Annotated in this window: 17 protein-coding genes, 2 tRNA genes and 1 pseudogene; 17 read left to right on the top strand and 3 right to left on the bottom strand. The window is 44.9% G+C overall.

The features are described from left to right. From VIM91_RS10495 to pgl, 15 genes and pseudogenes are all read left to right on the top strand, one after another. Window positions 1–217 (top strand): annotated as a pseudogene (locus tag VIM91_RS10495) (hypothetical protein); the annotation flags it as partial. 72 nt (window positions 218–289) lie between these two features. Beyond that, the gene (locus VIM91_RS10490) at window positions 290–520 is read left to right on the top strand and encodes a hypothetical protein (protein ID WP_331864763.1); all 231 of its coding nucleotides are present in this window, start codon (window positions 290–292) and stop codon (window positions 518–520) included. Then, the gene (locus VIM91_RS10485; protein WP_331864762.1) at window positions 520–1,335 is read left to right on the top strand and encodes a hypothetical protein; all 816 of its coding nucleotides are present in this window, start codon (window positions 520–522) and stop codon (window positions 1,333–1,335) included. The genes VIM91_RS10490 and VIM91_RS10485 overlap by 1 nt, the downstream gene beginning before the upstream one ends. After that, window positions 1,328–2,125, top strand: coding sequence for a hypothetical protein (locus tag VIM91_RS10480; protein WP_331864761.1), 798 nt, complete (start codon window positions 1,328–1,330; stop codon window positions 2,123–2,125). The genes VIM91_RS10485 and VIM91_RS10480 overlap by 8 nt, the downstream gene beginning before the upstream one ends. A 51-nt stretch (window positions 2,126–2,176) precedes the next feature. Then, a complete protein-coding gene (locus tag VIM91_RS10475) occupies window positions 2,177–3,079 on the top strand; it encodes a prenyltransferase (RefSeq protein ID WP_331864760.1) in 903 nt (300 codons plus the stop codon). A gap of 48 nt (window positions 3,080–3,127) precedes the next feature. Further along, on the top strand, window positions 3,128–4,024 hold the full coding sequence (gene cysM, locus VIM91_RS10470; protein WP_331864759.1) for a cysteine synthase CysM: 897 nt from the start codon (window positions 3,128–3,130) through the stop codon (window positions 4,022–4,024). 2 nt (window positions 4,025–4,026) lie between these two features. After that, on the top strand, window positions 4,027–4,815 hold the full coding sequence (locus VIM91_RS10465; RefSeq protein ID WP_331864758.1) for a 3'-5' exonuclease: 789 nt from the start codon (window positions 4,027–4,029) through the stop codon (window positions 4,813–4,815). A 7-nt stretch (window positions 4,816–4,822) separates the two neighbouring features. Further along, complete coding sequence (locus VIM91_RS10460; protein WP_331864756.1) at window positions 4,823–5,320, top strand: CYTH domain-containing protein; 498 nt, start codon at window positions 4,823–4,825, stop codon at window positions 5,318–5,320. After that, on the top strand, window positions 5,307–6,632 hold the full coding sequence (locus tag VIM91_RS10455) for a TolC family outer membrane protein (RefSeq protein ID WP_331864755.1): 1,326 nt from the start codon (window positions 5,307–5,309) through the stop codon (window positions 6,630–6,632). The genes VIM91_RS10460 and VIM91_RS10455 overlap by 14 nt, the downstream gene beginning before the upstream one ends. Window position 6,633: 1 nt before the next feature. After that, window positions 6,634–8,148, top strand: a complete 1,515-nt coding sequence (locus tag VIM91_RS10450) for an ABC transporter substrate-binding protein (RefSeq protein ID WP_331864754.1) — start codon at window positions 6,634–6,636, stop codon at window positions 8,146–8,148. 107 nt (window positions 8,149–8,255) lie between these two features. Beyond that, window positions 8,256–8,331 (top strand) — tRNA-Ala (locus VIM91_RS10445). A 28-nt stretch (window positions 8,332–8,359) separates the two neighbouring features. Next, window positions 8,360–8,435: transfer RNA gene (locus tag VIM91_RS10440), tRNA-Glu, on the top strand. Window positions 8,436–8,657: 222 nt separating this feature from the next. Beyond that, on the top strand, window positions 8,658–10,106 hold the full coding sequence (gene gnd, locus VIM91_RS10435; RefSeq protein WP_331864753.1) for a decarboxylating NADP(+)-dependent phosphogluconate dehydrogenase: 1,449 nt from the start codon (window positions 8,658–8,660) through the stop codon (window positions 10,104–10,106). A gap of 2 nt (window positions 10,107–10,108) precedes the next feature. Continuing rightward, window positions 10,109–11,590 carry a glucose-6-phosphate dehydrogenase gene (gene zwf, locus VIM91_RS10430; protein ID WP_331864752.1) on the top strand — a complete coding sequence of 494 codons (1,482 nt, stop codon included), beginning with the start codon at window positions 10,109–10,111 and terminating at the stop codon, window positions 11,588–11,590. Continuing rightward, entirely contained in the window at window positions 11,583–12,293 is a 711-nt protein-coding gene (pgl, locus tag VIM91_RS10425) for a 6-phosphogluconolactonase (protein WP_331864751.1), read from the top strand. Before zwf ends, pgl begins: the two co-directional genes overlap by 8 nt. 59 nt (window positions 12,294–12,352) lie before the next feature. On the opposite strand, the gene VIM91_RS10420 is transcribed toward pgl, so the two are convergent. From VIM91_RS10420 to VIM91_RS10410, 3 genes are all read right to left on the bottom strand, one after another. Continuing rightward, window positions 12,353–14,515 carry a bifunctional (p)ppGpp synthetase/guanosine-3',5'-bis(diphosphate) 3'-pyrophosphohydrolase gene (locus VIM91_RS10420; RefSeq protein WP_331864750.1) on the bottom strand — a complete coding sequence of 721 codons (2,163 nt, stop codon included), beginning with the start codon at window positions 14,513–14,515 and terminating at the stop codon, window positions 12,353–12,355. Window positions 14,516–14,618: 103 nt separating this feature from the next. Then, entirely contained in the window at window positions 14,619–15,440 is an 822-nt protein-coding gene (gene rlmA / locus VIM91_RS10415) for a 23S rRNA (guanine(745)-N(1))-methyltransferase (protein WP_331864749.1), read from the bottom strand. Window positions 15,441–15,450: 10 nt separating this feature from the next. Further along, window positions 15,451–15,735, bottom strand: a complete 285-nt coding sequence (locus VIM91_RS10410) for a peptidylprolyl isomerase (protein WP_331864748.1) — start codon at window positions 15,733–15,735, stop codon at window positions 15,451–15,453. A 229-nt stretch (window positions 15,736–15,964) separates the two neighbouring features. On the opposite strand from VIM91_RS10410, the gene dusA reads away from it, so the two are divergent. Together dusA and xseA are read left to right on the top strand one after the other, a co-directional pair. After that, window positions 15,965–17,020 carry a tRNA dihydrouridine(20/20a) synthase DusA gene (dusA, locus tag VIM91_RS10405; RefSeq protein WP_331864747.1) on the top strand — a complete coding sequence of 352 codons (1,056 nt, stop codon included), beginning with the start codon at window positions 15,965–15,967 and terminating at the stop codon, window positions 17,018–17,020. Then, window positions 17,007–18,629: an exodeoxyribonuclease VII large subunit gene (xseA, locus tag VIM91_RS10400; RefSeq protein WP_331864746.1), complete on the top strand. Its 1,623-nt coding sequence runs from the start codon at window positions 17,007–17,009 to the stop codon at window positions 18,627–18,629. The genes dusA and xseA overlap by 14 nt, the downstream gene beginning before the upstream one ends. The last annotated feature ends 45 nt before the right edge of the window (window positions 18,630–18,674 follow it).

The raw sequence follows: 18,674 nt of genomic DNA, 5'->3' as shown, positions 1-18,674 counted from the left end.
CGTGCAAGTGAGCCGTTTAATGCGCACACGTTATGCTGATTTCAGTTTGCCGCGTAATTTGCGTCGTGGTAAAACCCAAGCTTTAAACTGGATGCAGGTGAATACCTTGCTAAAAAGCGTGGATTTACCGGGCGAAGTTCGCCCTGATTTACGTGGACAAGTTGCGATTAAACAAACTAAAAAAGCACCGATTAAACCGACGCGTCGAGGTCGTTAAACCGCATTTTGGAAGATCACTAGGCCTGGTGTCTTTCCAATCGAAACCTGGAGTTTCTACTAGGAGGTTGAGATGTTAAAAGTGGCGTTTTTTGCACTGTTTATTGCGTTATTAGCCCTAGCCATGCAAGTTTATGGCCCGGATTTAATCAAGTTTCAAGAGTTACGCCAAACGAACCAAGCGTTAACTCAACAGGTTGAAGAGTTGCAGTCTGAGTTGGCGCTCAGCAAGCTTGAACAAGAGCGTTTAAAAGAAGCGCTCGCCAAGCATGATGCGTCTAAAGTGAATCGGCTTTATGAGTAATGATGATTAAATCCATGACAAGCTGGTTTGATCGTTATCCTAAAAGCGCGAGCTTGCTGCTAACATTGTTAATAGGTGGCAGCTGGTTGCTGGGGTTTAAATATACCGAACCTTGGTTGCAAAACTGGCATTTACCGCTATTTGGCGGGGTGTTTTTGCTGGCGATTTTTATCACCGTCTATCGTGCCACACGACAACTTAATTTGTATTTAGCCAGCGTCATTACCGATCATCCTTGGGTGCGTTGGGTGATTGAGGCGCGATTAAGCAGCCTAGTGATTGCCTTATTATTGGCGGGCATTTTGACGATTAGCGCGATGGTGTTTGTCTATACCGCGTCGGGTTATCCCACCGCATGGATTCTATTGTCGGGTTTGACGATTGTGACCTTGCTGATGATTAAACTGACGTTTCAGCGTTACGTTAAAACCGCGATTCATGATTTTAGCCGTGCCTATATTAGCGTGTTGATCGGGGCGCTTTATATGTTGGTGATGCAACTTACGGTTAATATGCGTTGGCCACCGATGCGTTTTGAACCCATGAGTGTTGAACTACTCGAGTTTGTGCGCGCCAGTGTGAATCATTCTGAATTATTGTTTCAACATATTGCACGTACTGCCATGTACATTGAGCACAATATTTTGGCCTTAGCCCAAATTGATGGCTTTAGTCCGTGGTTAGTCGCCGTGACTTTGTTATTAACCACCTCGATTGTGCCTTTTATGGCGCTGGCGTTATTTATCCGCTCAGTGTATGAAGGCGTGGTGGCACTAGGTCCTAATGCCAAAATAAAATATGACGCAGATGTTTAAATTCACTTCTTTAACCTTTGTTTTTTCAGCTTTTTTTACCGCCAACTTACAGGCATCTAGTTCGGCTTTGTCTGCTGATTTATCGGCATCCGATATGGCTTGGATCGGCGAAAAAATCTTTCAAAATGAAACCGCCGGTAAAGTAGAAAACCTGACTTTTTGGAGTCCGAACGAAGAATTTCCGTCTTTTGGGATCGGGCATTTTATTTGGATTCCAAACCAGGTTGAGGTGCCTTTTGAACCGACTTTTGTCGAGATGGTCGCGTTTGTTTCGCAAACTCAACCCACTCCAAAATGGATTCAACAGCGCCATGCTCCTTGGGCAAATAAAGCCGAATTTGACCAGGCCTGGTGGTCGGAAGACATGCAAGCTTTACGTGCTTGGTTAGTCAAAACCAAACCTCAACAAACGGCGTTTATTATGCAGCGTTTTGAATCACGCATTCACAAACTCCTGAATGACTTGCCTGAACAACAATCAGCTAAAATTCGCGCTAAAATCCAAATCTTAAGCCAAACCCGCGCGGGGTATTTTGCTTTAATTGATTACGCCAACTTTAAAGGTTTTGGGGATCAGCCAGCGGAGCGTTATCAAAATCAGGGTTGGGGGTTGTTACAGGTGTTACAAACTATGCCGGCTTCTTCGAATCCACAACTTGCGCTGCAAGGTTTTTCTCAGGCCGCCAAAGCGGTGTTAGTACAGCGGGTTAAAAATGCGCCCACAGAGCGCAATGAACAGCGTTGGATGCCGGGTTGGAGCAAACGTGTGACCGCTTATGCGCGGCCATAAACGACTAAACCACCAGGCCTGGCGCCTATTTGGATAGGATTGTCTATTGATATGATTTCAATTTTTAAGGCCGTTATTCGCAGTATGCGCCCGCCATTTTTATTGCTGACGGTGTCTGTTGTTTGTTTGGGTGGAGCTTTGGCTTGGTATTCAGGCGCTAACTGGTCAAATACTTTATTCAGTTTAATTCTGTTGGGCGCCTTGGCCGCACACGCGAGTGTGAACTTACTTAACGAAGCACATGATGCGCGTTCAGGTTTAGATAACTTAACCCAGCGTACCGCCTTCAGCGGTGGTAGTGGATCGTTGCAAAACACGCCTCAAGCACTCAAATGGGTTGAGGCTTTAGGCTATATCATGCTGGGTGTGGTGATCAGTATTGGTTTGTTTTTTATCTATTTGCGCGGCTGGGGATTATTACCGCTGGGTTTGTTGGGGATTTTAGTGGTGGTGAGTTATACGCCTAGACTGACTCGATCGCCTTGGTTATGTTTAATTGCGCCAGGCTTAGGCTTTGGCCCTTTGATGGTGATGGGCACTTATTTTGTCATGATGGGCGAATACAGCTGGCTGGCGTTTGGTGTGTCTTTGATTCCGTTTTTTCTGGTGAATAACTTGTTACTGCTCAATCAGTTTCCGGATATTGAGGCTGATAGGCAAGTGGGGCGGCGCCATATATTAATTTCAGCCGGTTTGCAGCGCGGTGTATTGGTATTTCGTTGGTTTTTATTAGCGGCTTTTTTAACGCTTCTGATATTGGTCGCGTTAGAATACTTGCCTTTGTGGGCATTATTGGCTGGTTTGAATTTGATTTTCGCCGTGCCTTTGTATTTTAGGGTCCGTCAGTATTGTGATGATATTGATCGGTTGCAACCCGCTTTAAAGTGGAATGTGATGCTGAATTTATTCACGCCTTTATTGCTGGCTTTGGGTTTATGGTTAGCTGGATTATGAATTCACACACCAGTGGTCTAGTGTTTGAACAGTTTTATGGGAGCAAAGATGTCATTTAAAACTCTGATGGATACGGTAGGAAACACGCCGTTGGTGCAATTGCAGCGTTTGGTGAATCCGACAACCGGCTCAGTGGTGTTGGTCAAACTCGAAGGCAATAATCCGGCGGGTTCAGTGAAGGATCGGCCAGCGTTAAATATGATTTTACAAGCCCAAAAGCGTGGCGAGATTAAGCCGGGCGACACCCTGATTGAAGCAACCAGCGGCAATACCGGTATTGCGTTAGCGATGGCGGCGGCTACGCTTGGTTATAAAATGATTCTGATTATGCCGGACAATATGAGTATTGAACGCCGCGCCTCCATGGCCGCTTATGGCGCAAAATTGGTGTTGGTGACACAAGCACAAGGTATGGAAGGCGCGCGTGATTTAGCCTTGGATATGCAGGCCAGAGGTGAAGGACGCGTATTAAATCAGTTTGCTAACCCTGATAATCCACTCGCACATTATCATTCAACCGGCCCAGAAATTTGGCAAGATACCCAAGGCAAAGTCACCCATTTTGTCAGCGCGATGGGTACGACTGGCACCATTATGGGTTGCTCAATGTATTTGAAAGAACAAAACCCCAACATTCAAATTGTGGGGGTTCAGCCGACTGAAGGCTCATCCATTCCAGGAATTCGACGTTGGACAAAAGAGTATTTGCCTGATATTTACGATGATAAACGCGTAGATCGTATTATTGATATGCCGCAAACGCTAGCCGAACAAACCACACGCGAATTGGCCAAGCAGGAAGGCATTTTTGCCGGCATTTCTTCCGGTGGTGCCACCGCGGCGGCGCTTCAGCTTGCGAGTGAGCTTGAAAATGCCTTGATCGTGAGCATTATTTGCGACCGAGGTGATCGTTATTTATCGACTAATGTGTTTCCGGTGGGGTGAGCATGCAACCGGCTTTAATTTTTGACATCGAAACCGTTCCCGACTTGGCTGGCGCACGACGTGTATTTGGCTTGGAAAACTTGTCGGATGAAGACACGTTACAAGCGATTAACTTAAAACGTCGGATTGAAAGCGGTGGCGAGTTTCAAAAGCATTTTTTGCATCAAATCGTGGCGATTTCAGCGGTAATGAAAACCGGCGATTCGGTTAAAATTTGGTCAATCGGTGATGTCGATTCTGACGAAAAAACCTTGATTGAACGCTTTTTTGAAGGCATTGAACGTTTTAAACCCACGCTCGTGAGTTGGAATGGTGGCGGCTTTGATTTGCCAGTCTTACATTACCGCGCATTATTGCATGGCATCAGCGCACGGAGTTATTGGGATATGGGCGATTTCGATCGCGAACGCAAATGGAATAACTATATTAGCCGCTTTCAGTTTGCGCATATAGATTTAATGGATGTGATGGCGGGTTATCAACCGCGTGCGGTAGCGAAATTAGATGAGATTGCCCAGTTACTTGGCTTGCCCGGTAAAATGGGCTTGAGTGGCGCAGGGGTGTTGGATCAGTATTTAGCGGGCGATATTAAAGGTATTCGTGATTACTGCGAGTTAGACGTGATTAACACCTATTTGGTGTATTTGCGTTTTCAATTAATGCGAGGCTGGTTTACGCCCGTTCAATATCAACAAGCTTGCGATGAATTAGCGCAGGTTCTACTTAACCCGAATCAGCCTCACTGGCAAGCCTACCACCAGGCCTGGTTGGGTTCAAATAGCGATAATTAGGATAAACATGGCGCGAGAAATAGAGCGTAAATTTTTGTTGGCCAATCAAACCTGGCGACAATCGATTAAACAAAAAACCCGTTTTTTACAAGGCTACCTGAATCAAATTGAGGAAAGTTCAAGCAAAAGTTCGGTTCGAGTGCGGATTGAAGGTGAGGCCGCCAACTTAAACATTAAAAGTTTAGAAATTGGTTTAAGTCGAGATGAATATGAGTATCCGATCCCGCTAGCCGATGCCGAAAAAATGCTTAAAAAACTGTCAGTTGGGCCAGTTATTGAAAAAATTCGTTACCTGGTTGAATATGAAGGAATAACTTGGGAAATTGATGAATTTTTTGGTGATAATGCCGGTTTAATTGTGGCCGAAGTTGAACTCGAATCTGAAACCCAATTACTAAGCTTGCCCGCTTGGGCTGGCGCAGAAGTGACACATGACGTAAAGTATTACAACATTAGTTTGAGCAAACACCCTTACAAGGAATGGACACTCGATGAGAAGCGTTAAAAACTGGGCATTAGTTAGCGCGATAAGCGCGGGTTTACTCACCTCATTACCGAGTCAGGCGGCACCAGGCCTGGTGGATATCTATCAAATGGCGTTATTACATGACGCACAATTGGCGCAAGCTAGAGCGCGTTATGACGCTGAGCGCGAAGTCATGACGCAAGCCAGAAGTTTACTTTTACCCAAAATTGATGCACGTGCCACCTTGCAACAAAATGAAAGTAATTCGGATAGGAGCACAGGAAGTGATCAGATTTTATCGGTTAGTTTAGAGCAACCTTTATTTAACCGCGAAGCATTTAGCCGCTACGACCAAGCCAAATACCAGTTGGAATCATCGGAAATCAGTTATCGTTTAGCTCAGCAAAGTTTAATAGAACGCGTTTCTAGCGTGTATTTTGATGTATTGCTGGCTGAGCAAAATCTAGCTTTGGCGACCTCTAAGCAAGAAGCAGACAAAATTCAGTGGGAAAAAGCGCAAGCTTCATCGGATGTCGGCTTAGCCAGTCGCACTGACGTGTTGCAAACTCGTTCAGCCTATGACTTATCAATCTCGACGCGTATTAATGCTGAAAACACCCTAGATAGCGCCTATGAGGCCATGACTAAACTCACCGGTAAACCGGTTAGACAAATCAAGCAATTGGTGTTGGATGTGGCCTTGCCCAAGTTAAACATGGACAAAACCGCGTTAGAACTTAAAGCCGAAGTTGATAACCTGCAGGTGCGTTTAGCGCAGCAAGATTATTTGGTTGCGTCGGAAGAAGTTGAAGCGCAAAAATCCGGCCATTGGTTTAATGTATCCTTGAATGCGCAGGTCAGTGATACAAGCTATTCTGGTTATAATACAACCGGTTTTACGACGCGTTTTGATAACCAAAACACCTCAGTCGGTATTACCTTGAATGTCCCTTTATATCGGGGTGGCGCAACCAGTTCACAAGTATCAGAAGCGCGTTTTAATAGCCAAGCGGCTAATATTTCGGTACGCGATGCACGCGAACAAGCGCGCTTAGATGCACGTGTTCAAGCCCAAAACCTACAACGGGGTTATTCCTTGGTGGCCGCCTTACGCGAAGCGGTTAAGTCCAGCGAAGCTTTCTTAGAGGCGGCAGAAGAGGGTTATCGTGTCGGGTTGCGTAATTTAATTGATGTCGTCACCGCGCGCGCTAATTTATTCGATGCTCAAAGCAACCTAGCTGAAGCTTTACATAACTTATTGCTCACTCAATTGCGTTTACAAAACACCCTAGGTGAGTTAAATGTTGATCATTTGCGCGAGATAGACCAATTATTGAGTAACCCCAGTTAATATGTCGAACTCGATAAAACGTCGAAACTTATTAAAAAGCACCTTTGGTTTGTTGGCCGCAGGGCCTTTTTTAAGTGGTTGCGAACGCCCAACTCAGGCAAACCAAATCTTAGTTGGCGTCACGACACGCCCACGAATGCTTGACCCAAGACGCGCCACTGATGCCTTGTCAAGCCGCGTTAATCGGTTGTTATATCGTCAGTTAATTGACTTTAACGAACGCTCAGAGCCTGTTGCTGATTTGGCGGATTGGCAGGCTTTTTCTACTCAGCACTATCGTTTTACCTTGCGCGAAGCCTCTATGTTTAAACATGGCAAAACTTTACAAGCTGAGGATGTGGCTGCAACCTATCAATCGATCTTAGATGTTTCGTTTGGATCGCCACATCGTGGGCCACTTAAACATATTGCGCGTATTGACGTGCTTAATGAGAGTACGCTCGACTTTCACTTAAGTGAGCCGGATGCCTTATTTGTTGGGCGTTTGACAGTGGGGATTTTGCCAAAAGACTTGATCGATGCCGGGCATGACTTTACCGACCAACCTTTGGGATCGGGACAAGCTACATTTATCGAAATGAATGAACAACGTCTGATACTGCAGCGTCCTGACCGAGTTGAATTGCATTTTGTTGTGGTAAAAGATGCGATGGTTCGGGTGCTCAAATTACAAAAGGGTGAGCTCGACTGCTTACAAAATGATCTTTCGCCTGAACTGGTTCAGTACTGCGAATCGCAACCAGGCCTGGTGGTGAGTTGGCAAAAGGGCACGAGTTACTCCTATATAGGCTTTAATTTTGATGATCCTTTACTCAGCCAGCCGGCTTTGCGCGAAGCGATTGCTTATACGATTGACCGACAACAAATTATTAACGCGATTTTTAACGGCCAAGCCCGCCTAGCAGGAGGGCTATTGGTGCCGGAACATTGGGCAGGGCATTCTGGTTTAAGTGGTTGGCCGCATGACCTGGAAAAAGCTCGAATCCTGATTTCGCAGGTTGAGTTTGAGGGCAAAGACGAGGGTAAGCCCTTGGTTTTAAGTTACAAAACTTCAAGTGATCCAACCCGCATTCGTTTAGCCACCTTGTATCAAGCACAGTTAAAACGTGTGGGGATTGAACTGCAAATTCAAAGTTACGACTGGGGAACTTTTTACAGTGATATCGTTCAGGGGCGTTTTCAAATGTTTGGCTTGGCTTGGGTCGGCATTAAAAGTCCCGATATTTTTCAATATGTGTTTGCAAGCGACGCAATTCCACCAAATGGGGCCAATCGCGGGCGTTATAGAAGTGAACAGGCTGATCAGCTTATTCAGCAAGCCGGTCAAGCGGACACGCTCGAACAACAAGCAGAACTCTATCGGCAGCTTCAAAGCCATTTGCAGCAAACCCTGCCGATTTTACCACTCTGGTACGAAAACCAGTACGCGGTGACACAGGCGCATTTGCAAGGATATCAATTGTTTGCTGATGGTCGTTTAGATTCGTTGTTGTGGGTGCAAAAGAAAGTCGGGTAAAAGTAGGGCGTAAAACCCGCACTGAACCAAAAGTTTTTTTGCGGTTTTTACTAAAAACCGCTTGACGCTGGCGGTGGAGTCTTTATAATACGCCGCTATCAGCTTGAGGGGCTATAGCTCAGCTGGGAGAGCGCTACAATGGCATTGTAGAGGTCGGCGGTTCGATCCCGCCTAGCTCCACCAATAACCCCAAGTTAGATAGATTAAAATTGTCCCGTTCGTCTAGAGGCCTAGGACACTGCCCTTTCACGGCGGTAACAGGGGTTCGACTCCCCTACGGGACGCCAACACTAAAAGCCCGAGTAAATTTTGTTTACTCGGGCTTTTTCATTTCTAGCACTTCAAATTTCTAAATCTTATGGTACATTCATTATCAGAGTGTTCAGTAAAGGTTATTTTCTTTTCCATTTCAAGTATTTAATAATTGACTAATCCATTTTAGCTTTTGTTTTCCAATTCGGCATCTTATCAGTACAAACTATGCGTAAGGCATACAAAGGAAAACCATTATGTTTCAAGCGGACATAGCCTTAATCGGCTTAGCGGTTATGGGGCAAAATCTCGTTTTAAATATGGCCGATCATGGCTTTAAAGTCACCGTTTATAACCGTTCTTACGATAAAACCAAGGCGTTCATAAATGGTTCGGCTAAGGGTAAAAGCATTCAAGCCGCTGAAAGCTTAATTGATTTGGTGAACACCTTATCTAAGCCACGCAAGATTATGCTTATGGTTAAGGCCGGGCCAGTGGTCGATGATTTTATTGATCAGCTTACGCCCTTGTTAGAAGCTGGTGACATTATCATTGATGGCGGTAACTCACTCTATACCGATTCAAATCGTCGTATGCGTGAACTGGATCAGAAAGGTTTATTGTTTATTGGTACCGGGGTTTCCGGTGGTGAAGAAGGCGCACGTTTTGGGCCTTCAATTATGCCGGGTGGTCATTCGCAAGCTTGGCCATTTGTTAAGCCGATATTTCAAGCCATTTCTGCAAAATCGAATAATGAATCCTGCTGTGATTGGGTGGGGCCGGAAGGGGCCGGACACTACGTTAAAATGGTGCACAACGGTATTGAATATGGCGATATGCAGCTTATTTCAGAAGCCTATCAACTCATGCGTGAAGGCCTTGGTATGAGCGCCGATGAGTGCCACGAAATATTCGCTAAATGGAACCGTGGCGTTTTGGATTCGTATTTAATTGGAATTACGGCGGATATCTTAAGTTTTAAAGATTCTGACGGTGAGCCTTTAGTGGATAAGGTATTAGATGCGGCCGGACAAAAAGGCACGGGTAAATGGACGGGGATCAGTTCGCTTGAAATGGGCGTTCCACTTACCCTAATTACCGAGTCGGTTTATGCTCGTTGTTTATCGGCTTTAAAAAATGAACGTTTACATGTCTCTAAAATTTTCCCTCGCACCTTGCCAACGGTAGAAGTTGAACGAGAAGTAATGTTACAGGCGATTCATGATGCTTTGTACGCGGCTAAAATTATTTCTTATACGCAAGGCTATATGTTAATGGCTCAAGCATCGAGTGAATTCAATTGGCCGCTGAATTATGGCGGCATCGCTTTGATGTGGCGGGGTGGTTGTATTATCCGCAGCCGGTTTTTAGGCGAAATTAAAAACGCATTTGATCAGCAACCAGATTTAACCAATTTATTACAAGCGCCATTTTTTGAACACGCAATTAAAGAATCTGAATCCAACTGGCGTCATGCGGTGATTTTTGGTATACAAAACGCTATCCCAACTCCGGCTTTAAGTTCGGCTCTGGCCTTTTTTGATGGGTATCGCAGTGAACGAGTGTCGGCTAACTTAATTCAAGCACAGCGTGATTATTTTGGTGCCCACACTTATGAACGCGTGGACAGATCTCGCGGTGAATGGTTCCATACGGACTGGGTCGGGTCGGGGGGCAATGTCCGTTCAACCACCTACGAGGTTTAAGTATGACAACGCATTGTACTTATGTGATTTTTGGTGCGACGGGCAATTTATCACTTAGCAAATTACTACCGGCCTTTTATCACCTAGAAGAAGTTGATCGTTTAGACGAGGGCGTCAAAATTGTCGCAATTGGGCGGCGAGATTGGCAGCGTGCCGACTGGGTTAAGGTTGCGCGCGAAGCCATTTTTCCATTGGCGCGCGGGGGGATTAAAGAGGATTTATTTGATAAGTTTAGCCAGCGTTTGGATTACTTTAAAGCCGATATTGATGATATCGAAAGCTTTAAACGTTTAGCGAGTTATTTTAAGACGAATCAATTATCAAAAAACATGGCCTTTTACCTATCGATAAGTCCAAAAGATTTTGCTCAGGTGGTGGAAAATCTAGGCAAAAGTGAATTGTTAAATGAGCAAGACGGCTGGAAGCGTGTGATTTTTGAAAAGCCATTTGGTTATGATGTTGATAGTGCAAAAAGCCTTCAAATTCAACTCAATAAACAGCTTGATGAAAGTCAAATGTACCGCATTGACCATTACTTAGGCAAGGGCATGGTTCAGAACTTATTGGTTTTCCGGTTTGCAAATTTATTGATGGAACCGCTTTGGAACCGTAACTATATTGATCACATTCAAATCACACATGCTGAGGCCAAACCCATCGGCCAACGCGCCGGTTATTATGATGGTAGCGGTGCTTTACGTGACATGATTCAAAGCCATTTATTGCAATTGCTTGCTTTGATTGCTATGGAAGCACCGGCTTCGATAGAAGCTGAAGCGCTCCGCGATGAAAAGGTGAAACTGCTTAAATCGATTCGACCCATCACCAAGAACTCGGTGAATGCACAAGCTTATCGTGCACAATATGCCGCCGGAGAGGTTGAGGGAAAACTGGCGGTTGCTTATTTAGATGAACCAGGCGTATCCGCCGACAGTGTGACTGAAACCTATGCCGCGTTAAAACTTTATATTGATAATTGGCGCTGGGCTGGCGTACCATTTTATGTGCAAACTGGTAAAAATATGCCTAAAAATCAGACACTTATTTCAATTTGTTTTAAACATCCTCCGAAACAGTTTTTTCGAGATTCACAAGTTAAAAAGATGGAACCGAACTGGTTAGTGTTCGGGATTCAGCCCGAAGAAACCATTCGGATTGAAATGACCGCCAAAAAACCTGGCTTGGAAATCAATACCCAGCAGATCAGCCTTGATGCTTTTATGCATGAACCTGGAACCTTAAGAAGTGATGCTTATGAGGATTTGTTGTTAGATGTGATTAAAGGTGATCGCTCGTTATTTTTACGCTATGACGAAGTCAAAGCCGCTTGGAAAGTAGTGGATCCAGTTTTGCAGGCCTGGTCGAGTGAAAGGGGTTATATCGACACCTATGCATCAGGCAGTTGGGGACCAAAGGATTCGGTGAAATTATTTGAGCAACCTGGCCAAACTTGGCGTTATTCTCTGGAGCCAGAACATGAATGAATTACCGCAAGGCTGGTGCGTATTTGATGAGGCGGAAAGCTTGGCACACCAAGCAGTTGAACTGATTCTAAACACGGCTGAACAAGCCATTGCCGAACGTGGTGCGTTTCATCTGGTCACAGCGGGAGGCACAACACCGAATCGCTGTTATGAGCTATTACGTGAACAAAAGCACCAGGCCTGGTCGAAATGGTTTATATATATGGGTGATGAGCGGGTACTGGCGTTGGATGATCCACAGCGTAATAGTGTGAGCTTATACCAGGCCTGGTTGTCGTCAGTGCCAATTCCGGCTGAAAATATTCAATTGATTCCGACCGAACTTGGGCTAGAACGCGCTGTCGCGCTATATAACCAAACTTTAGCCGCGGTCGGGACGTTTGATCTGGTGATGTTGGGTATGGGGGAAGATGGTCATACGGCTAGTCTGTTTCCAGCGCAGCAGAATCAGCTGGACTCTGCCGATGTCATTGGGATTAGGAGTGCACCTAAACCGCCCTCAGAAAGAGTAAGTTTGAGCTATCAACGTTTAGCCAACACACGCGTGATGCTGAAATTGATTAGTGGAGTTAGCAAACACGAAGCACTTCAAGCTTGGTTAAACAAACAATCGCTGCCTATCAACCAACTTATGGCGCAACAACAAACCTATGTGTATATCGATCAAGCGGCCTATTCGGGAGTGAAATCACATTTAATTTAGGCTAATTTAGGCAAACAATCACTATGGCTGATGTGATGCGCTCGTTTTAAAGGCTGAATCTAATCATTCGCGTCCACCACCTCATGTTGCTCAATGCTGACTTCTTCAATATTTGGCAAGGTTTCCAGTTGATCCAGTAGCTGACCTAAGTCGGTTGATTCACTGATTTCAAGCTCCATTTGCATATCCACTGTGCGCTCTTGGCGGTCAGTCTGGGTATCGGAGCGTACTAAATTGACATCAAACTCGGTCAATTTGGCCATGACATCGCGCAGCAAGCCTTTTCGATCAAAAGCCAAAATATGTAACGTCATCATAAATATGCGCTGCTGATCGGACTGGTTGCTCCAGCGTACATCAATTAAACGCTGCTTATCACTATCGGATAAATTTAAGATATTCGCACAATCAACGCGGTGAATCGTAATGCCGCGACCACGTGTGACAAAACCTATAATTTGTTCGCCTGGTTTGGGTTCACAGCAGGGCGCAAGTTGGGTGCGTAAGTTCGGCGCACCAACCACAAATGGCTGAATTTCGTCGGTTGCAAAGTTAACTGGTTGGGTTGGTAGCGCTTGTTTGGCTTTTAAATGTGGTTGAATACGTTTTTGAATGGCATTTAAAAGCTGGCGTTCATTTAACTGGCCTTTACCCAAGGCTTCAAAAAATTCTTTTTCTGTAACCAGCTGAAAATGTTCAGCCATGTTTTTGGCTGTCACTTGACGCGCATTTAAGCGTTTGATTTCACGCTGAAATAACTGTTCTCCAGATTCAATATTGGCGTCTTTGTTGCGCTTATTGAACCAGTTTTTAATCCGGGTGCGAGCACGGCTGGTTTTGATGTAACCCAGGTTTGGGTTAAGCCAGTTTCGATTGGGTTCGCCGTGTTTGATGGCCAAAATTTCGACTCGATCACCGGTTTTTAAAGCTTGGGTTAAGGGAATAATTTTGCCGTTTAATTTCGCCCCTCGACAACTGTGCCCTAAATCGGTGTGAATTGCATAAGCAAAGTCAAGCGGTGTGGCATCTTGCGGCAGGGTAATGATCTGATTGTTGGGTGTGAGCACATAAATGTTTTGACTTTGCAGCTCCATACTGATTTCGTTGAAAACTTCGGAGTCGGAACGGTTTTCAAGCAGTTGTCGCATACTGTTAATACTAGCTTCTAAGTTAACATCGTGGCCTTTGCCGCCTTCTTTGTATTTCCAGTGTGCGGCAATGCCGTGTTCGGCATGCTGGTGCATGTCGTGGGTTCGAATTTGTATTTCAACCGTTTTGCCTTGCGGGCCAATAATCACAGTATGAATCGATTGATAACCATTTTCTTTAGGTGTGGCGATGTAATCATCAAACTCTTCACGAATAAAATTCCACTTGCTGTGTACTAGGCTTAGGGCACGATAACAATCGGAGACATTTTGCACATAAATACGCAAGGCACGCAGGTCATAAAGCTCATCCAATTCGAGATGTTTTTTCGACATCTTTTTCCAGATGCTGTAAATATGTTTGGGACGACCGGATACTTCGGCTATTAATCCTTCGTTATCGAGCAAGGATTTGAGGGTGACAGTTAAATCGTGAATATAGTTTTCGCGCTCAGTGCGTTTATCGGCCAGTTGTTTGGCAATCGTTTTATAGGTATCGGGATGAAGATATCGAAACGATAAATCTTCCAACTCCCATTTAAGTTGTGCCATACCTAAACGGTTGGCAAGCGGGGCAAAAATCAATTGAGTTTCTTCGGCAATTAAACGGCGTGTGCTTTCATCTTCTATCTTTAAATGTCGTAAACGTGCCACGCGGTAACCGAGTTTGACCACCATGATTCGGATGTCCGATGTCATCGCTAGCAACATTTGACGCAAACGTTCCGTTTGAACTTCGTCGCCATGTGCATTGACATCAAACTCTTTAAAGTTGTTAAGGCGGCGAATGCCTTCCACTAATTTAGCGGTATTTTTGCCAAACTGCGTCTCAAAATCGGCAATGGTGTAGAGCGGTTCTAAGTTTAGGTCACTGATTAAGGTGGCAATGTAGGTGTCATCATCGAGGTTTAAACTGAGTAGCACATCCATCGCTTCTAGACTGGATATTAAGCGTCGCTCTGGGAGGTATTGCGATTCTAGTGCTAATTTACAAGCTTGTAATAGTTCAGTAGAAAATTGATCGGGATTACGCTTGGGAAACAAACGTTGCGCTAAGTCGAGTTCAGGCGTCATTTTTATTACGTTCTGTTCTTTTGAATTAAGCCAATATGCTAACAGATTTGAGTTTTAAAAGAAGCCAGCAGGCCTGGTGGTGGGTCTAAATATCGCGTTTTACTTAATTATTGGTTTTTTGCTGAACATGGATTAAGAAATCCGCTTTTATTTGTTGTAGTGATTGGGCTAGGTTTTGTTTTTGTTCCGCGTTTAGCTTCCAACCAAATGGCGTCATATTAATCAAGTTTAGACGGTCAGTCTCATTATCAAGTATCATCTGATAGCTAAGTTTATGCTGTTTAATCAGTGTAAAGCCTTCAACAGACTCTGGCGTTTCGTCATGCGGCTGTGGTTGACGATAAATCGCTTGTTTGAGTTCGATTAAGTGGTCCGCCGCTGGTTGTACAGTGATTAACCAACCACCAGGCCTGGTTACACGGCCAATCTCAGATGCTAAAGAGGGCGCGTAAATTCGCATTAAGCCATCAAAGCTCTGGTCGGGAAACGGCAGATCATAAGCACTGGCAACACAGAACTGGATGTTTTTATCACGTTTGGCTGCATAACGAACCGCTTCTTTAGATATATCTAATCCCCAGATTTGAGCCGATGTTTTGGTGTTAAGAGCGGATTGAAGTCGAGCTGTGTAATAGCCTTCGCCACAACCTAAATCCAATACATTTGGGGTCGAATAAGCGGCGACATAGTCGATAAAGAATTGGTTTAATTGGTCGGATAATGCTTGATAGTAGCCGGCATTAAGAAAATTTCGACGGGCTTGCATCATGTCAGCATTATCGCCGGGGGATTTTGAGCGTTTGTTTTGGACCGGTAGAAGGTTCACATAACCTTGTTTTGCAATGTCAAAGCTATGGCCCAAATCACAGCGCAATTGTTGCCCATGACGCTCAAGCGAGTGTTGGCAGAGTGGGCAACGATACATATGTGGAAACTTATTCTGTGCGGCTGGTTACTTCTAACAAGTGGTAGCCAAACTGAGTTTGAACTGGACCTTGTACCGTGTTAACTGGCGCACTGAATACCACTTTGTCAAATTCAGGAACCATCATGCCTGGACCAAATTCGCCGAGCTCACCACCTTGTGCGGCCGAAGGGCAACTTGAGTATTGTTTGGCGATGTCGGCAAAATCCGCGCCTTCTTCAATTTGCTTTTTTAGGTCTAGACATTGTTGTTCGGTTTCAACCAATAGGTGACGAGCTGATGCACGCTTAGCCATAGTTATTTCCTTATCTTTAGGGTCAAGTTTGAGCGTGATTTCATGCGGATCGCTTGTTTGCACGCCATGCGAACGCGTAATACTACAATGAAATGGCTAAAAGTCCAAATTCAACGCAAAGCTGGCAAAACGGAGAGGAATATCTGAATTGGAATCCGCTAGCAGAATTGCATGTTAAGGCATCTTAATGGATAATCTCAGACTTTAATGATATGACTTAAAGTAACTTGTGAACCAATCTTTTAGCACCTCTAACTCCAATCTTAGCCCGCATCGATTTGCGGTCGCGCCCATGATGGACTGGACTGATCGGCACTGCCGAGTTTTTCATCGAAAAATCAGTCGCCAGGCCTGGTTGTATTCTGAAATGGTCACGACGGGTGCCCTTATTTATGGCAAAAATTTGCCGCGTTTTTTAGGCCATGACGAACAAGATAGCCCAGTTGTGTTGCAGTTGGGTGGAAGTGACCCAGCCGACTTAGCGCATTGTGCAAAATTAGGTGAGGAGTGGGGTTACAACGCGATTAATTTAAATGTTGGTTGTCCGAGCGATCGAGTTCAAAACAATTTAATTGGTGCCTGCTTAATGGCGCATCCTAAATTGGTTGCTGAATCTGTCGCCGCTATGAAAGCTGTGGTATCCATTCCAGTAACGGTGAAGTGTCGAATTGGCATTGATGACCAAGAAGACTTAGACAGTTTATTTGAGTTTGTTCGTGGTTTGGTTGAGGCTCAAGTGGACGGTGTGATTATTCATGCACGCAAAGCTTGGTTACAGGGCTTATCGCCCAAACAAAATCGTGATGTGCCGCCGCTCAAATACGATTGGGTGCATCAAGTAAAACAAGCTTTCCCAGCCCTTGAAGTCATGATAAATGGTGGTATTGCGACGCCTCAATCAGGTCTGGCGCACCTAAAACCTTATCAGCAGTGGCCAGCCGTTGATGGCGTGATGTTAGGCCGTGCGGTGTATGAGCAGCCCTATTTGTTAGCTGAGGTGGATGCTTTATATTATGGTGATGAACGTCAAGTTCAGACTCGTGAAGAGGTTCTAGAAAGCATGTATCCATATATAGAAGCGCACCTATCTTCAGGTGGGCGCGTTAATCATATAAGTCGCCATATGATGGGTTTGTTTCATGGTCAACCAGGTGGTCGATTATGGCGTCGCTATTTGTCGGAGAATGCATTTAAGCCAGGCTCTGGAATTGAGGTGTTACAACAAGCTTATGCGCTTGTTGAACAAGCCAGCCAAAATCTGGAGGGGCAAGATGCTGTATCTTGATGTGCCTTATCCTGACAAGGATTTAGCTAAACAGCAGGGCGCGCGTTGGGATCCACTTAAACGAAAATGGTATTTGCCTGATCCTGAGCAAGTTGATTTGAGTTTGTTTTCACAGTGGCTTGATTCATCAACGAACCAAGCAGAAGTCATGAGCGAAAACACCGATGTGGATTTGCAAACGGCTTCACTGGATTTAAGCTTTGATTCGCTTGCCAATACAGATGAAGATGAAACCGCCGCTAATAGCGTGAGCTTGACGCAATTATTGGCTCAGGTTCAGTTAAAACTGAAGGGCGCGTTTCCAAAAGCAGTGTGGGTGAGGGCGGAGATTGCGAATATTAATGAGCGGCGTGGTCATATATATTTAGAGTTGAGTGAAAATAACGATCAAGGTCAAACCTTGGCTTCCTGTCGTGCGATGATTTGGGCTTCGAATGCCAGTCGTTTACTGGCTCGCTTTGAGCAAGTGACTGGTAGTGTGTTGCAAGATGGCCAAAATGTTCTGATTCAAGTCTCGGTGAACTTTCATGAGAAGTTTGGCTTTTCGCTGGTAGTTGAAGACCTTGATCCAAAATTTACTTTAGGTGAAATCGAAGCCAACTTAATTGCCATTCGTAAGGAATTGATAAAGCTAGGGATTTATCAAGCTAACAAACAGCTTCCGTTTCCTGCTGATCTGTTTAGAATCGCGGTGATTTCACCACCTAATGCGGCGGGGTTAGGCGATTTTCGTGCAGAAGCCGATGCACTTGAACACTACAATTTGTGCGAGTTTGTGTATTTTCATAGCAGTTTTCAAGGTGAAGCGGTATTAACCGAAATGCTAAGTGCGCTGGATGCATTTAGCGGTATTCACCAAAATAATCCGTTTGATGCCTTGGTGATTATTCGGGGCGGTGGTGCAAAGTTAGATTTAAACCCGTTAAACCAATTGGAATTGGCAAAAGCCTTGGCGACTCAGCCGTTACCGCTTTTAACAGGGATTGGACATGAACGTGACAACACGATTTTAGATGAAGTGGCGTGTTTGAGATTTGATACGCCTAGTAAAGTCGCCGCTGGCATTTGGCACCGAATAGAAAACAGCGCGAAACAAGCGATACAGAATTGGCAGCAAATCGAGCGTCTCAGTCAGCATCAATTACAGACTACGCAAGCTCAGTTACAACAACTGAAACAGCAAATTGATTATTCACAACAGCGCAATCTAATGTATTGGAAAGCGCAACTTGAGCCCTTATATACTCAAATAAAACATACCAGTCAGCAATGGGTAAGCAGCGAACGCGCAAGTTTAGATTATCAATTACGACATATCGTCAGCCAAGCTCAGCAACCTTTAAGTCGGGCAAAACAGCAGTTAGAGCTGAGTCAACAATCCATTGAGCAAAATGCAAGCAGGGCGATTGTACTGTATCGCCAACAGCTCAAACAAACTATGGGGTTTATTTTGAGTTCAGGGCCACAATCCCAACTTAAGCGCGGCTTTGCCATTGCAAAAACCCAACAAGGTGCCCCAATTTCAAGTGCCGCACAAGCACAATCCTTAAATCAATTTGGGGTTGAGTTTCAAGATGGCACGGTTCAGGTGCAGCCAGTTAAGAATTAAGAGTTTCATTTAATCAGGAGTCCAGTCACTATGACGGCTAAAGTA

Origin of the sequence: Thiomicrospira sp. (assembly GCF_036568485.1) — a bacterium.
Classification (GTDB): domain Bacteria; phylum Pseudomonadota; class Gammaproteobacteria; order Thiomicrospirales; family Thiomicrospiraceae; genus Thiomicrospira.
Note: the sequence above shows the minus strand (reverse complement) of the source record. Positions and strands in the feature narration are given on the sequence as shown.